Origin of the sequence: Limnospira sp. PMC 1279.21, from assembly GCF_032349615.1 — a bacterium.
GTDB lineage: Bacteria > Cyanobacteriota > Cyanobacteriia > Cyanobacteriales > Microcoleaceae > Limnospira > Limnospira fusiformis.
The window spans coordinates 11,751-25,934 of record NZ_JARPLU010000063.1 but is presented as its reverse complement, the minus strand read 5'-3'; the positions used below and the strand labels follow the sequence as shown (position 1 = coordinate 25,934).

At 45.0% G+C, this 14,184-nt stretch carries 16 protein-coding genes; 5 read left to right on the top strand and 11 right to left on the bottom strand.

The genetic code is table 11. The features are described 5' to 3' along the window. Positions 1-624 precede the first annotated feature (624 nt). A complete protein-coding gene (locus tag P5683_RS11630; protein WP_046319578.1) occupies positions 625-1,623 on the bottom strand; it encodes an RNA polymerase sigma factor, RpoD/SigA family in 999 nt (332 codons plus the stop codon). 578 nt (positions 1,624-2,201) lie between these two features. Next, positions 2,202-2,372, bottom strand: coding sequence for a DUF1824 family protein (locus P5683_RS11625; protein WP_318286283.1), 171 nt, complete (start codon positions 2,370-2,372; stop codon positions 2,202-2,204). Between the two features lie 29 nt (positions 2,373-2,401). On the opposite strand from P5683_RS11625, the gene P5683_RS11620 reads away from it, so the two are divergent. Then, positions 2,402-3,007, top strand: coding sequence for a hypothetical protein (locus tag P5683_RS11620; RefSeq protein ID WP_006625390.1), 606 nt, complete (start codon positions 2,402-2,404; stop codon positions 3,005-3,007). A gap of 32 nt (positions 3,008-3,039) precedes the next feature. Here the strand turns inward: P5683_RS11620 and P5683_RS11615 are convergent, their stop codons facing one another. The 5 genes from P5683_RS11615 to P5683_RS11595 form a co-directional block, all read right to left on the bottom strand. Next, positions 3,040-3,780 (bottom strand): SGNH/GDSL hydrolase family protein, encoded by a 741-nt coding sequence (locus P5683_RS11615; RefSeq protein WP_006625389.1) that lies wholly within the window; start codon positions 3,778-3,780, stop codon positions 3,040-3,042. Between the two features lie 260 nt (positions 3,781-4,040). Then, positions 4,041-5,399 carry a diguanylate cyclase gene (locus P5683_RS11610; protein WP_315640780.1) on the bottom strand — a complete coding sequence of 453 codons (1,359 nt, stop codon included), beginning with the start codon at positions 5,397-5,399 and terminating at the stop codon, positions 4,041-4,043. A gap of 55 nt (positions 5,400-5,454) precedes the next feature. Next, positions 5,455-6,852 carry a GTP-binding protein gene (locus P5683_RS11605; RefSeq protein WP_035759544.1) on the bottom strand — a complete coding sequence of 466 codons (1,398 nt, stop codon included), beginning with the start codon at positions 6,850-6,852 and terminating at the stop codon, positions 5,455-5,457. A 109-nt stretch (positions 6,853-6,961) separates the two neighbouring features. Continuing rightward, positions 6,962-7,243, bottom strand: a complete 282-nt coding sequence (locus tag P5683_RS11600) for an RNA-binding protein (protein ID WP_006670338.1) — start codon at positions 7,241-7,243, stop codon at positions 6,962-6,964. A gap of 218 nt (positions 7,244-7,461) precedes the next feature. Beyond that, entirely contained in the window at positions 7,462-8,754 is a 1,293-nt protein-coding gene (locus P5683_RS11595) for a hypothetical protein (RefSeq protein WP_006625384.1), read from the bottom strand. 198 nt (positions 8,755-8,952) lie between these two features. On the opposite strand from P5683_RS11595, the gene murF reads away from it, so the two are divergent. Beyond that, positions 8,953-10,359: a UDP-N-acetylmuramoyl-tripeptide--D-alanyl-D-alanine ligase gene (gene murF / locus P5683_RS11590; protein WP_006625383.1), complete on the top strand. Its 1,407-nt coding sequence runs from the start codon at positions 8,953-8,955 to the stop codon at positions 10,357-10,359. A gap of 181 nt (positions 10,360-10,540) precedes the next feature. Here the strand turns inward: murF and P5683_RS11585 are convergent, their stop codons facing one another. Beyond that, positions 10,541-10,822, bottom strand: coding sequence for a hypothetical protein (locus P5683_RS11585; protein WP_315644895.1), 282 nt, complete (start codon positions 10,820-10,822; stop codon positions 10,541-10,543). 7 nt (positions 10,823-10,829) lie between these two features. On the opposite strand from P5683_RS11585, the gene P5683_RS11580 reads away from it, so the two are divergent. The 3 genes from P5683_RS11580 (at position 10,830) to P5683_RS11570 (ending at position 11,960) form a co-directional block, all read left to right on the top strand. Continuing rightward, positions 10,830-11,102, top strand: coding sequence for a hypothetical protein (locus P5683_RS11580; protein ID WP_231296376.1), 273 nt, complete (start codon positions 10,830-10,832; stop codon positions 11,100-11,102). Continuing rightward, positions 11,089-11,547: a PIN domain-containing protein gene (locus tag P5683_RS11575; protein ID WP_052741578.1), complete on the top strand. Its 459-nt coding sequence runs from the start codon at positions 11,089-11,091 to the stop codon at positions 11,545-11,547. The genes P5683_RS11580 and P5683_RS11575 overlap by 14 nt, the downstream gene beginning before the upstream one ends. 212 nt (positions 11,548-11,759) lie before the next feature. Then, entirely contained in the window at positions 11,760-11,960 is a 201-nt protein-coding gene (locus P5683_RS11570) for a hypothetical protein (protein ID WP_072053700.1), read from the top strand. Between the two features lie 142 nt (positions 11,961-12,102). Here P5683_RS11570 and P5683_RS11565 read toward each other — a convergent pair whose 3' ends face one another. The 3 genes from P5683_RS11565 to P5683_RS11555 form a co-directional block, all read right to left on the bottom strand. Continuing rightward, positions 12,103-12,840 (bottom strand): ATP-binding cassette domain-containing protein, encoded by a 738-nt coding sequence (locus P5683_RS11565; RefSeq protein WP_315640778.1) that lies wholly within the window; start codon positions 12,838-12,840, stop codon positions 12,103-12,105. After that, positions 12,840-13,268 carry an EVE domain-containing protein gene (locus P5683_RS11560; protein ID WP_006625378.1) on the bottom strand — a complete coding sequence of 143 codons (429 nt, stop codon included), beginning with the start codon at positions 13,266-13,268 and terminating at the stop codon, positions 12,840-12,842. Before P5683_RS11560 ends, P5683_RS11565 begins: the two co-directional genes overlap by 1 nt. 108 nt (positions 13,269-13,376) lie before the next feature. Next, positions 13,377-13,937, bottom strand: a complete 561-nt coding sequence (locus tag P5683_RS11555) for a hypothetical protein (protein WP_315640776.1) — start codon at positions 13,935-13,937, stop codon at positions 13,377-13,379. Positions 13,938-14,184 lie beyond the last annotated feature (247 nt).

The following is a 14,184-nucleotide window of genomic DNA, read 5'->3' as shown; positions in this document are numbered from 1 at the left end:
ACCTACTACTATAGGCGACCACTGCCAACCATCCATGATTAGGGAAACCGAATGTCCGGCTTGAACCATCGTCATTATACAGCAGCGAAATAGGTTGATACGCTGCGTTCAAAAGAGCAAGGGGAAAAGTAGGGTAATTTTAGCATCACCTACACAGACCTTTAAATGTACCCCGGTGGATAGGACAAATCTAAAGATGGAATGCCCATATATACGGAACGTTTAAACCCCTATTGGGCTCTCTGCGAGTACATCTCGTAAAGTAGTGAAAAGTGTAAGCGTATGCCCATAAGGGGAAAGGATGTGACTGAAAGCCAATGCCTAACTGTAATGGTTGGGATATGCCCACTAGTCACGGTGTGGACATAGAGACTGCGATGATGTAAGAGTGCTTATGACCGAGAGCGAGTTTAAAGACTACGTGGTGTATATAGCTCCTAAAGTTGAAGTCACAAAGCAGGGGGTCGTAACCCTGTTCCTACTGACAATAGGGTGTCTACATCAGGAGCCGTGTGATGTGAAAGTATCAAGCACGGTTTTGAATGGGAGTTGGGAAAGGTGACTTTCCTTTCGACCCCTACCAAACCCGGCTTGGGTAGAAGCCGGGTCAATGTTCATCATTGATTAGCAGGCCAGATATTCCCGCATTTGGGCTTTACGACGACGCAGGTGGTTCAAAGCCTGGTTTTCCAACTGGCGCACCCGTTCACGACTGATGTTCATGTGTACTCCCACTTTGGATAAGGACATTTCCTTACCGTCATTGAGACCGTAGCGCAAAGTCAACACTTCCCGCTGCTGGGGAGTCAGATCCGCCATCAGGTCTTTGAGATCCTGCCGCAACAGTTGTTGGGTAACATAGTTATCAGCAGAAGCCGATTCATCTTCCAGTAGATCTTGCAGTTCCGTATCCTGGTTATCACCAACTCGCAGGTCAAGGGAAACCGGATGACGGGAAGCTAACAAATAATCCCGAATCTGAGACGGTTCCAAATCTAATGCTTTCGCAATTTCCGTGGGAGTAGCATTGCGACCATACTGCTGGAACAATTCCCGCTGAACTTTTTTAATTTTGTTCAGTTTTTCTGTAATATGGATCGGCAGACGGATAGTCCGAGAGTTTTGGGCGATCGCACGGGTAATGGCTTGGCGAATCCACCAGTAAGCATAGGTTGAGAATTTATACCCGCGCATAGGATCGAATTTCTCAACACCCCTTTCCAGACCCAGAGTTCCCTCTTGGATTAAATCCAAGAATTCCATATTCCGTTTCTGGTACTTCTTGGCGATAGATACCACCAGTCGCAAATTCGCCTCGATCATTTTCTGCTTCGCACGACGACCGCGATTCATGATCTCAGTCATTTCCGACTCACTCAATCCCGCCTTCGCTGACCATTCCGCCGCCGTAGGATCGTGATCGAGTTCTTTGGTTAACTCATCGCGCATTTCCAACAGACTCATCATCTGCTGTACTTTTTTACCGTAGATGATTTCTTCTTCTCTGGTCAAAAGTGGAACTCGACCAATTTCGTGCAAATAAGTCCGCACTGCATCCATGGAAGCACCAGAGCGGGGGTTCCGCGATGTTAATTCAGTTTGTGTGGTTTTAGCAGTTGCCATAGTCAATTTTACCCTCCCTAAACAGCTAATAAACTGGCAGCGACCCCCTAGCAAGGAGTGAGATAGACAGTCAGGATAGTCAATATGTCCTCCGTTATATATATGATCGGTTCCTTGAAAGCCTTGCCTTCTGGTAGATATGTTTTCCTGATGTTCTGAAGCTAAATTCCTTTTACTTATCGCCACGAGGTTTTTAGTGTCTTATTTGGACGCCGGGACCCCAAGATACTGAGATCCATAGACTCACTTGCAAATTTAGTAACTGCGATCGCTCACAACCTTCCCCAATGTGACAGCCTTAGTCATCCTCTCTAAGGACAGTCGAGATGCTTATTTTAAACTTAGCTAGGTTTACATCTCTTCACATTATGTCATACTATTCAGTCTAGGTCAAGTCCCCAATGGTAAATCTGTGATTATACCAATTTATAAGGACTCTTTACTATAATGCCCTAAAATTCCTCATATTTGACACCCCAGCAGTTCCGAGATACCCGAACCATTTTTCCCGGTTTTCACCCATTTAACCAGTAGTCCACACCCCTCGATAATTTCAGCCCGACCGGGGGTGACCCCTACTAGGCTGTAGCAAACAGATCTAAAGGGAAATGGCCATAAGTACCGTTCACCCCATTTTCCTCCGAAGACTGACAGGAAACCAGTACCCCACGATACTTTTCTAAGTAGGGGCTAATATGGTAGGAGAGCTTCCCAACTCTGGTATGGGTTTGTGCTAAACAAAGACCAATTCTAGAGGATACGGTGTGGGGATGTAACTATGAAACTTAAAAGTCTGATTCCGGTGTCTATTTGGGTTATAGGTTCGCTGTTTTTGACTGTTCAGACGATCGCCATCTCCGGTCCCCCCCATAGCAATATACCCGGTTCCTGCGATGACATCAGTTGTGATCAATTGTTCCACGCTTTATCAGAAACTTGGCCGGAGTTTAATCTAACTTGTGAAGGCGATCGCATTTTATCTTTACAGGTGTACGAACATCGTAATGGGGGGCGGCGGGTGGTGCTGGCTTGTTGGAATCGGGAAGTTGACGACAACGGCGCACGAGAAGGAAGTTCCCTAATTACCCTGCCTTTTCCCGGAGAAGAAAATCGCTTTCTTAGCAGTTGGCCGGACTCTCAACCATATGCCCAAGAATTGTTAAATACCTATCCCGAAGAAATGAAAAATGTCCGGTTTCATTGTGCGATCGAAAGTGGGGATATCAATATTTTGGTTTCGGAAGAACGACAGGAAGCCGACCTGCAATGTTACTTCCAGGCTGGTGTAATTTTAGTAGACATAGATGGGGATTATGTGTCGGACGGGGAGAACAGCAGGGGGACGGGAGTCGATCGCATTTTAGGAACTTTTCCACTGCCTTAATTATCTAGAATTTGCCGACCTATTTGGAGAGTTTAGTCAAAGGTTAAATGCTGAATTTGCTGTTCAGGAACCCCTAAACCCCGCAGCAGAATATAGGTGATAATTTGATGTCCGGCGTGGTTAGGGTGGATACCGTCACGGGTGAGAATATTTTGCGATCGCCCTCCATAGCGCTGATAAGTCATGATAATATGGCGGAAGGGGGTATGTAGGTCAAGAAACTGTACTTGATGTTGAGCAGCCACATCTCGCATAGCATTAATATATTCAACCATACGGATATTTTCGCGGCTGTTTAAGTCTTCATAAATAATCGTAGGTGACAGGAGCAAAACTCGAATATTTCTGGCTCTAGCCGCCTTGACCATAGCGCTTAATTTTTGGCGATAGACTTCTAAAGGAGAGGGTTCTGTTTCGGATTCCGAAGATTTATGAAAACTTTGCATCACATCGTTAACTCCCACATTAATCACCACTAAATTGGGTCGGTGTAAGAGTACATCTTGATTAAATCTAGCTTCTACATCAGTTGATTTATTTCCCGAAACTCCCGAAGGAATAATCTCAATAGACTCTCCCGGATACAGAGTGTTAATGTAGCGTCTGAACAACCAGACATAACCCCCATACTGTCCCCCCGCTTGGGTAATGCTATCTCCGACCACCACAATTTTATTAGTGCCGCTGAAGGGACTTTGCTGTTGTTCATAATCAGGTTTTATCGGCTCAGGAATAGCCACAGAAGTCTCTAAACCTATAATCGTAACTACCATGAAAAATGGTAATGCAGAATACCGTTTGAGCCAGTTTAAAGGTGAGAGAGTGCAAATAGACAGCCTAGGCATTATTTTAATCACAGCACAAAAAACTATCCCCTATTCTATAATAAGGGTGTGATATTTGCATGGGGTGGTAAACCCATGGGATTGCTATCGTCAATTTTTAACAATTCACAACTGGGAGACTCAACCATAACAGTACAGTTCCGACCGTGATTTTTAGCTTGATAGAGAGCCTCGTCAGCCTGAGCGATTCAACTATCTACGCATAACTCAGAATGAGCAATTTGGCAAGCGACACCCAGACTGACGGTAACATAATTACTACTTTTAGAACTGGGGTGAGGAATACGGAGATTTTCCACTTGCTTACGGATACGTTCAGCCACTTTCATCGCACCGTTGATGGGTGTATTCGGCAGAATAATAGCACAAATTCTTCGCCACCATAACGAGCCACCAAATCTACTGAACGGTTGAATAGCGCCAGAAATTGCTCTGGCTATTTTGTGTAAACAATCATCTCCGGCTTGATGTCCGAAGGTATCATTATAGGGTTGAAAATAATCTACATCACAGAGAATTAAAGCTATCGGTTCTTGTTCCCTAGCGCAACGATGCCAATTATAGGCTAAATATTCATTAAAACGGCGACGGTTAGCTACTTGAGTTAAGTCGTCATCAAGGGCGAGGCGTTGTAATTCTTGGTTGGTTTTTTTGAGGGCAATTCTTGACCTTTCTAGGGCTTCTTCGGATTTTTTGCGCTCGGTGACATCAGTTTGAATACCAATAAAATTAGTTAATTCTCCCGGTTCATTCCTGACTGGAGAAATAAACAATTCATTCCAGAAAATTGTACCATCTCGGCGATAGTTTTTGAGAATGACGCGACATTCTTCGGCTTCCGCGATCGCCCGTCGAATATCATCTAGGGCGGGTTGATCTCGTTGGTTTACCTGAAGAAATCTACAGTTAGAACCGATGACTTCATTAGCTGCATAACCCGTGAGTCTTTCCCAGCCAGCATTCACATAAATAATAGGATTATCTGGTTGATTAGGGTCAGTAATCACCACGCCATTTTGGGTAGCGGCGATCGCTTTTTCTAAGAGTTTTCGCCGTGCTTCTGCTACCTGGCGATCGTGTAAATATATCTGACTGAGGCGGATCTGTTCTTGGAGGGATTGATTTTGCAGTTCCAGTTGTTTTTGCAGTTGATAAAGTCGCAGTTGTGTATTAACTCGGATCAGGACTTCTGAGTTATGAAAAGGCTTGGTAATATAATCTACACCGCCCACTTGAAAACCCGCCATAATCGAGTCAATATCATTAAGGGCGCTCAAAAAAATAATCGGGACTTTGCTAGTATTTTCACTATTTTTTAAATGGCGACATAACTCATAGCCACTCATCCCAGGTATGCGGACATCAAGCAATATTAAATCTGGCAATTTAGCCTGAACAGAAGTCAGAGCCATCTCGGCATTAAGAGACTGTCTAACATTATCACCAACCTGTCGAAGCAAAGAAGACAAAAGATGCAGATTTTCCGGCTGATCATCAACCACCAAAATATCTGCTTTCAAGGTTTGCTCTGGAATACTACCCATCATATTTAGAGAGTGAAGTCAGCTAGTTCATCCATAATGGAGAATACCTGCGCTACGGCTAATTTGATGCCTCCAACCCTAATTTTATCCATAGTTCGTTCTTAATACGGCCCAAAATAGAGGCTTGATCCAATGATAACAGAATCCGCCTCACTACTGCTTTAGGCTTATCGTCTCCCCAGGAAGCACCGTTAGCGAGATAGGTAGTTGTGACCTGACCAATACCATAAGTAGAGGCCCCCGCCACCGCCGCCTGAGTCACAGCAACAGACAAATAGGGAGCGAGGGTTGCGCCCCCGGTAGCAGGCGCTGTAACTCCCAGCAAACCTTTAAGGGAACTCAGGCCCAAATTAGTAATCAACTCACTGGCTCCAATACCGCCCATGCTGAGGGCAATTTTCTGGAGTAAATCTAAAGCTCCCCGTTGGGTCATAGGGATGCCGTAGAGCTTGGATAAGGTTAAAATCAGGGTGATATCAATAGCCACCCCACTAAGCAAATCAATAGCGGTGAGGGGATTAATAGCGATCGCCACTGCCTTAGTAATGGTAGCATTCCAGATCACACTACGGGCTTGATCGGCGCGAATTTCGAGTTTGCGCTGCACCACCTGCTCATTAACATCTTCCGCATAGAGCATAGTATTAAGGGCGATTAAAGATTTACCCTCCCGGTGTAAGATATCGAGAATCTTTAATTTGAGGTCATTAATTTGAGGCTCCCCTCGGTTCAATTGAGTTTGAAAACTACCATCAGGGCGGCGCACCGCCGAAGCCACCAAGGGAGAAGCGGCTACCATGACAATTTCATCAGGAGAGAGTAATTCCCGCACTCTCTCATCCCTAATTTTTTCATAAATAGCTTGGCGATCGCCAGGGGGATATTGATCAATCTTATTAAATACCAAAAGCATTGGTTTTCCGGCATCTCGGAGCCAGGAGAGGGCTTGATATTCCACCTGGGTGATATCGCCGGCAATCACAAATAATAATAAGTCAGCTTTTTCCGCCACCTGACGCGCCATTTGTTCGCGGGTCTGACCGTCAACCTCATCAATACCGGGTGTATCAATAAGTTCCACCTGAGAGATACGATAAGACATTGCGCCGGTAGGGTTTTCTCCTTCCACCTGCCAGGGTTTAGCCTCTGTAGTGCGAGTAATACCATGGGTGGGACCCGTAGCAAATACTGTTTGACCCAATAAGGCATTCAAAATCGAAGATTTACCACGCCCCACCATACCAAAAACAGCAATTTGTATAGAGGTATGCTCTAGTTTATCAAGCATCTGTTGTAAACCACTGAGATCAGATTCGAGTCCCTGACGTTCTGAGGAGGTCAAGTCGAGATTTTTCACCAAGTCCCGCAGGACATCTTGAGCATGACGCAGGTTTAACTCAGCCTCAATATCAGCAAAAGTCGAAATAGTATTGTCTAGTTCTTGATCTATGCTCATCGGAAACAATGGGTAGAGAAACCCAGGGTTGACAACAGTTGAGGGATAAAGTAAACGGGTTCTGCTAACTCCGCAAAACCCGTCTCTCTATTATTGTGGCTTATCTTTACTAATAATCCCGCTTAAAACCTCCGCGCTGTTTATTGTTTTCTCTCGGTCTGGCTTTATTGACTTTTAGAGAACGACCCATCCATTCCGCCCCGTCGAGGGCCTCTATGGCTTTAGTTTCCTCATCTTCGTTAACCATTTCCACAAAGCCAAAGCCCCTTGATCGCCCAGTTTCTCGGTCTGTAGGGATCATTGACCGTTTAACTGTTCCGTATTGAGCAAAAACTTCGCTTAAATCATCTGGGGTAACGTCATAGGACAAGTTACCGACGTATATCGACATGGAATGACTCCAACATTAACACGCTTGACATAACTCAGTTTCGGAGCAATACCTGCCGACACAGAATAGGCAGAATCTGTAAGTAGATCTGTAACCGTTTGGGAAGTACAGAACCGAAGCTGACTCACGCCGACAATTCTATCACAAAATTTCTGATCGACAACAATGATTTTGATCACTATGCGATCGCCTTTTCTTCCCCCTGTTCTTTGGTTTCCCTAGCGAATAAAGGACAGGTCAACTTTGCCAAAATTGGTAGTCAAAGCCACATTCAAGTTTTCCAGAACCTTCACCAGCCACTGTAGCCCTTGGGTAGAGGATGATTCATAATGGTTGAATAGCACTGCGAACCGTTTTTCTAGGGAAGGCTTCACCTGACGACACAGCAGCACAATTTTCAGTAACAAGCTGACCATAAGGGTCGGACCAATATTGGCAATCAGATCGATAAATACAAAATGCTGAGGTTTTTGGGGGCTTTCCACCACCAGGTAGTTTAACAGTTGAGAGCAGGTTCTTAACATTAAGAACTCACTAAAAGGTTGATCATCACTTTGGGGGATAGTATTTTGTAACTGCTTATACAGTTTTTCGTAAAATTGTCTGTTCAGGTAACTTGACTTAAAAGAGTTATCACGGAGGTATTCATATAAATCGGATTTAAACTCCCTAAAGGTTTGGTTATAATTGCTATGGGAGATCAAACTATGGGCTAGGTCTCGATAGGTATTTGACCCTTGAACTTTACCGACAAATTGTTGCAGAGCCAAAAATAGCTCCTTGTCGCTCAGGAGTGTCGGGTTAGTCGCAGCCATGGTGGCGGTAGTGGTCTGTTCTTGTCCTTTAGCAGAGCGCGCGTTTTGTCTGATTTGATACAAGGCATATTTAGACAATTCCAGTTCAAATTTTTTCTGTTTCTGTAGCTTAATTGTCTGAATCATTTGTTGATGTTCGTAGGGACTATCATCGCTAATTAGACAATATCGGTATAAGTATGGATAACGGGGAATTAGGGTTCTCAGGGGTTGAGTCTCAATTAAATTGGGGCTAGACTGTAATGGCTCGCACAAAACCTCAGCAAACCGTTTCATAGTTTGATACTGGGGGCTGGTTCGGAAGTTGTTAACTAAATAAGATAGTTGCTGAATGTATCGGGACTTGATAGCAGAAGGCGCAGCAGAAACGGACTTTTGGCTATCAAAGAGATGAACTAAGCGATAAATAGCTGCTCGGCGTTCTGGGTTGGTGTGCCATCTGTTGCTCAGAATGTAGCAACATCGGTTGATGATAAAATTAAAGTCACCCTCAATGTGTTTCGCCCGTAACAACTTCCGCATCACTTGCGCTATGTGATGATCGGGGTAGCCTGTTCCTTGAATAAAAAGCAACCGAAAGCGCTCAACCAGGATATCTGTACTTTCGGTTTCCACCTGCTCTAGCCAGTGATTATATAGTTGCTGTTCTTCGGGGGATATCGGTCGATTATGACGATCGCCTGCTATATTATTCATTGAACTCAGGGTTATATAGTTGCTATGGCAAACTTAGACTGCACGACCAAGTTGATAATTGGGGATAATAGGAATCCACAGATTATCATGACTTTCGGGCTAAATGCAACCATGGTAATCTTGACTATAACCTCTGGGTGATTGCCAAAATTATCTTTGGTTACTTATTCCTATTGATGCGAGTAGATGCGATAAATTATGTCTGAGCTGTTTACCCTGACCCAACTGTTGCAGATTTTAACAGTAAATGGGGAAGTATCCTGTGATGTGTCTAATAACTTTCCTGTGATTGGTATCACAACTGATACTCGTACCCTCCAACGGGGAGAGGTATTTGTGGCATTGCAGGGCGATCGCTTTGATGGACATGATTTTGTCGTGGCGGCGATCGCTAAAGGGGCCCTTTGTGCGGTGGTTAATCGGGAATTTGCTGTCTCTCACCCGGAATTTCCCTTAATTCCAGTGGCTGATACTTTACGCGCTTATCAGACCCTCGCACGCAGTTGGCGCGATCGCTTTTCTATTCCTATAATTGGCGTGACGGGTTCCGTGGGAAAAACTACTACTAAAGAACTCATTTCCGCTGTACTTTCTCATCATGGTAAGGTTCACAAAACCTTCGGGAATTACAACAACGAAATAGGAGTCCCGAAAACTCTCCTAGAATTGCGCTCGGATCATGATTTTGCTGTCATTGAAATGGCTATGCGCGGACCGGGAGAAATTGCTGACTTGACTCGCATAGCCCGTCCTACGGTGGGGGTAATTGTCAATGTGGGAACTGCTCATATCGGCCGTTTGGGTTCGGAAGATGCGATCGCTCGTGCTAAGTGTGAATTGCTGGCGGAAATGCCCGATACATCAATCGCTGTGCTTAATCATGATAACCGCCGCCTCATGTCAACCGCGACTCAAGTTTGGTCGGGAACAACTATTACCTATGGTTTGGAAGGGGGGATTTTACAGGGGGAATTATTAGGACATGAAACTATCCGCGTGGCAGGTATAGAGTTGCCTTTACCTTTACCGGGTTCCCATAATGCCTCTAATTTTTTGGCGGCTTTGGCTGTGCTTAGGGCGATCGCTGGTTGGGAAACTTCCGCCGAAGAACTTTATGCACCCCTCAGCACCGGCTTATCCCTACAAATGCCACAGGGACGGGCTAAACGTTACCACCTGGCTCAGGATATTCTGTTGTTAGATGAAACTTATAATGCGGGTTTAGAATCAACTTTGGCGGCGTTAAAATTGTTGGCGGAAACTCCCGGTAATCGTCATATCGCAGTGTTGGGTACTATGAAGGAGTTGGGTGAGCGATCGCTTGAATTTCATCAGCAAGTTGGGGCGGAAACTCAAAGGCTCAATTTAGATGGTTTATTTATTTTGGCTGATTTGGCTGAGGCTCAAGCTATGGCTGAGGGCGCTATGGTAATCGATTTTATTGATATTCAAGACCTCGGTTCCCCCCAAGCTCATCAACTGATGATTGACAAGGTTCTCGCATTCCTTAAACCGGGCGATCGCGTTCTGTTTAAAGCCTCTAATTCTGTCGGAATGAACCGCGTTGTAGAAGGGGTGCGATCGCAATTAATCATCAACCATTGAAGATTACCCTAGACAGCCCTCCCAGTCCCCTTTTCGCCCTTTCGGTTCCCCTGCTATGCACAAAATGTCGCTTTTGTCAAGAGGGGTCAAAAAAGGCGATCGCCTCTCCACCCAAAACTCGTGCATCGTGATTTTTTATTTTTGCTGGGAGAATAACTTTTCGCGCGACGGAATAGGGGTTTTAGCCGATATTTTGGCGAGTAGACATAGTAACCCCTTGGGTGCGATTTATTTGATGGTAGCACAACCCCCATAATCTCGTCAACTTTTTGACACCTATTCGCGATAAAATCGTAACAATTCTTAATAATCTTGAGAAGATTAAATTTATCTGGCGGGATGAATTAGCATAAGTTATGTAATTAGCAGACCAGCGGAGACAGAGATGAGTCAAAATAACTACGGAGGCGCGATCGCTATGATGGGATTGATGGTTCCCACCTGTCTGGAGAACTGCTACCATAATAACTGTGGTAATTTTCGACATTTCCCAACCCGCGATGAACCCTAAAGTCATTGATGTAAGCGACCTCACGCCTCAACAAATTACAGCGATCGAAGAAATTGTGGCGGCGTTCAGATTGGTAGCCCGACAAAAGGACGCATTCTCCTCCCATTTAATTCACCCCCAAGATATCCCCAGAGGAGAATTGCCAGAAATAGAACGAGAATTTGATTGGTTGGTAGCCGATATTGGCGCAAAAGACGCGATCGCCAGAAGTGATATCTATGGTATCAACTGAGCAAACTAAACGATATTTAGATACTAATATTTTGGTCTATTCAATTGATTTGAGTCGGGAGAATAGACCAAAACATCGGGCGGCTTTGGAAATTCTCAGACCTGGTAGGTTAGAAATCCTCTGTTTGTCTTCTCAGGTAGTTGCCGAGTTTTATTCTGTTGTAACGGGTTCTAAATCTGTAGCCCATCCCCTAACCCCTCAAGAGACAATTTCGCGAATCGAAAGATTTATGCAAATGCCGAATATCGAATTTCTGTCCATGTCAGATGAAGTATTCCAGCAATGGTTGGAATTGCTCAAAATACACCCCGTCAGCGGGGCGAGAGTATTTGACTTGATGCACCTCGCGATTATGCAATGCCATCAAGTCGAAAGTATTTATACATTTAATGCAGATGATTTTAATTGGCAGACTGAAATCAAAGTCATCATACCCAGTGCTTAAATATGATAAATTCCGGCGGCTTTTAACTGTTTCGCCCGACTGGATAGTTCAGCCTGAGAAGTTTTCTAAAACACTCTGGGGGGGAAAGCTCAACCCGAAGGTACGCGCTAGAGTGAAGGGGTGAACAGGGCGATCGCAATTAATCATCAACCATTGAAGATTACCCTAGACAGCCCTCCCAGTCCCCTTTTCGCCCTTTCGGTTCCCCTGCTATGCACAAAATGTCGCTTTTGTCAAGAGGGGTCAAAAAAGGCGATCGCCTCTCCACCCAAAACTCGTGCATCGTGATTTTTTATTTTTGCTGGGAGAATAACTTTTCGCGCGACGGAATAGGGGTTTTAGCCGATATTTTGGCGAGTAGACATAGTAACCCCTTGGGTGCGATTTATTTGATGGTAGCACAACCCCCATAATCTCGTCAACTTTTTGACACCTATTCGCGATAAAATCGTAACAATTCTTAATAATCTTTGGAAGATTAAATTTATCTGGCGGGATGAATTAGCAAAAGTTATGTAATAGCCGACCAGACATCTTTGGGGGGATAATTGTTGATTAGAGATTATCCCACTCTTGAGAAACTGCAGTTTTTTGAGATTGTAAAACCTCAGTAAATTGAGCCCAATTGACTTGTTCTACTGGCAGGTCATCAACTAACTCTCCCTGGTGAAGATACCAAACCCTAGTGGCGAACTGACGCGCAAAATCAGGGTTATGAGTAGCGACGATCGCCATATTTTCCCCCTGGTAAAAATCGGTTAAAATTTTTGCCAAACACTGTTGCTGTTGTGGGTTAAGGTTAGCGGTAGGTTCATCTAATAACAGGATATCCGGTTGAATAACTAAACCCCTAGTCAGAGATATCCATTGTTGCTTTCGGCTGGAAAGTTGCACCTCAGTTAGGGCTAGAATATCGGGGGGAATGGCTAACCTTTCCACCCAGAGATTAACCCGTGTGGTCAGTTCATCTTCCGACATTTTTCGCAACCGTAAGGGATAAGCGATCGCTTCCGAAACCCTCATCCCCAAAAGTCTGGGTTCTGGTAAAACCAAGGTGATTTTTTGGCGTAACCAAACCGGGTCAATATTTTGATAATTACTCTCCCCGAAATACAGGCAACCACTACAGGGAGAGATTAGCCGATTAATTAATCGCAGCAACAGACTTTTCCCCGACCCAGAAACTCCCATTAAAGCAATGCGATCGCCTGGTTGAACACAGGCAGAAATATCGAGCAACAGAGGTTTGAGGATAATTGGAGATTTGACAGAGACCTGCTGAAGTTTTAACATCAATTCCCACGGGTTAACTCATGGACTCGCCGCCACTGTTCATCTGTGACCTTAAAATTGGTACTGTTGGGGGCGCGAATCACCAACAGGGTTTGGAGGATGGGATCTTGTTTACAGTCAGACCGCAGTAGGGGGTTATCTAATAGCTTGGTAGTGAATTTGATTTGCGCGCAGGGTTTATAACCTAAGCGAGTTTGATCAATCCAGTAGTTGCGATCGGGAACTTCTTGGAGAGGTTCTGCGGGTGCGATTACTTCCGCAATGGCATATACTCCGGCGGCGGTTCCGGCTTTCCAAATTAATACACCATCCCCCACGCTGATATCTTTACGGTAGCGGGTGACTAACCAGGGCATTTCCTGGAAATCACGGATACCATCAAGCACCCGATAATATTTGGGATTACCTTGGAATAGCCAGTATGCCATTAAATGCCACTCTCTCTCTGTTCATTCAACACTCCCACCCGACAATATTGCCATGGGGGATGATCTGATCATACATCTGATCAGCGTTGGGGAAGGTGAGAATTTAACCTAAGCGTTAAAGACGTTGGCAATTGTCCAAATATCGACTAGGATTAACAGGAGGGTACAACAGAACAGAATTAAATACATCCAGGGCTGAGATAAAGGCCGCACGTCAGTAGTATCAATTCCGGTTTGTTGTTGCGCGATCGCCACTAACTTCCCAAAGCCAGCAATTCGCATGGGTAGCAAATAACCTTCCCCGGACTCACTCACGAAATAATAAACTAATCCCCCTTGTCCGGTGGTCCTCGGACGTAGCGATCGCACCTCTGACCAACTTAAACACCAACCCCGCCGCCAAAACACTCGCACCCACCTCGGATAGGTGACTTCAATAGTGCGATCGTTCACCACTACTCGCTCACTCAGCGCCCCGTAGACAGCCACACCCCCTAAAACAATACCCCCCCACAACACCTGGGGAGAAATAGGTGTATCGGCGACGATAGCCAGGAATGGTAGCGGAATCATCAACGCACCATACAAACTTAGCAAGGTTATTCGCACAATTGGGGAAATACGAAAAACCACATTTTCTGATAATGCTATCTCTTCGACATCCATCATTTTTTTAATACCCAATCAGCCAGCAGACATTTATATGGTGCATCAATTTTTCCTACTCTGGTGCGTTGAAATACAGCCCTCACCCCAAACCCCTCTCCCAATACGGGAGAGGGGCTTTGAAAAGTACCTCATCCGTCCGGGAACTGCTATACTCTGGTGGTGATTCCGATTATCTGCCGATGATGGGGATTATCTGGTGCGTTGAAATACAGCCCTCACCCCAAACCCCTCTCCCAATACGGGAGAG

Excerpts from the sequence above, each read along its gene's own strand:
- P5683_RS11600 (WP_006670338.1), bottom strand. The coding sequence starts at position 7,243 with ATGTCGATATACGTCGGTAACTTGTCCTATGACGTTACCCCAGATGAT.
- P5683_RS11575 (WP_052741578.1), top strand. The coding sequence starts at position 11,089 with ATGGTATCAACTGAGCAAACTAAACGATATTTAGATACTAATATTTTG.
- P5683_RS11630 (WP_046319578.1), bottom strand. The coding sequence starts at position 1,623 with ATGGCAACTGCTAAAACCACACAAACTGAATTAACATCGCGGAACCCC.
- P5683_RS11610 (WP_315640780.1), bottom strand. The coding sequence starts at position 5,399 with ATGATGGGTAGTATTCCAGAGCAAACCTTGAAAGCAGATATTTTGGTG.
- P5683_RS11560 (WP_006625378.1), bottom strand. The coding sequence starts at position 13,268 with ATGGCATACTGGCTATTCCAAGGTAATCCCAAATATTATCGGGTGCTT.
- P5683_RS11585 (WP_315644895.1), bottom strand. The coding sequence starts at position 10,822 with ATGGTAGCAGTTCTCCAGACAGGTGGGAACCATCAATCCCATCATAGC.
- P5683_RS11570 (WP_072053700.1), top strand. The coding sequence starts at position 11,760 with ATGCACAAAATGTCGCTTTTGTCAAGAGGGGTCAAAAAAGGCGATCGC.
- P5683_RS11615 (WP_006625389.1), bottom strand. The coding sequence starts at position 3,780 with ATGGTAGTTACGATTATAGGTTTAGAGACTTCTGTGGCTATTCCTGAG.
- murF (WP_006625383.1), top strand. The coding sequence starts at position 8,953 with ATGTCTGAGCTGTTTACCCTGACCCAACTGTTGCAGATTTTAACAGTA.
- P5683_RS11620 (WP_006625390.1), top strand. The coding sequence starts at position 2,402 with ATGAAACTTAAAAGTCTGATTCCGGTGTCTATTTGGGTTATAGGTTCG.
- P5683_RS11595 (WP_006625384.1), bottom strand. The coding sequence starts at position 8,754 with ATGAATAATATAGCAGGCGATCGTCATAATCGACCGATATCCCCCGAA.
- P5683_RS11605 (WP_035759544.1), bottom strand. The coding sequence starts at position 6,852 with ATGAGCATAGATCAAGAACTAGACAATACTATTTCGACTTTTGCTGAT.
- P5683_RS11565 (WP_315640778.1), bottom strand. The coding sequence starts at position 12,840 with ATGTTAAAACTTCAGCAGGTCTCTGTCAAATCTCCAATTATCCTCAAA.
- P5683_RS11555 (WP_315640776.1), bottom strand. The coding sequence starts at position 13,937 with ATGATGGATGTCGAAGAGATAGCATTATCAGAAAATGTGGTTTTTCGT.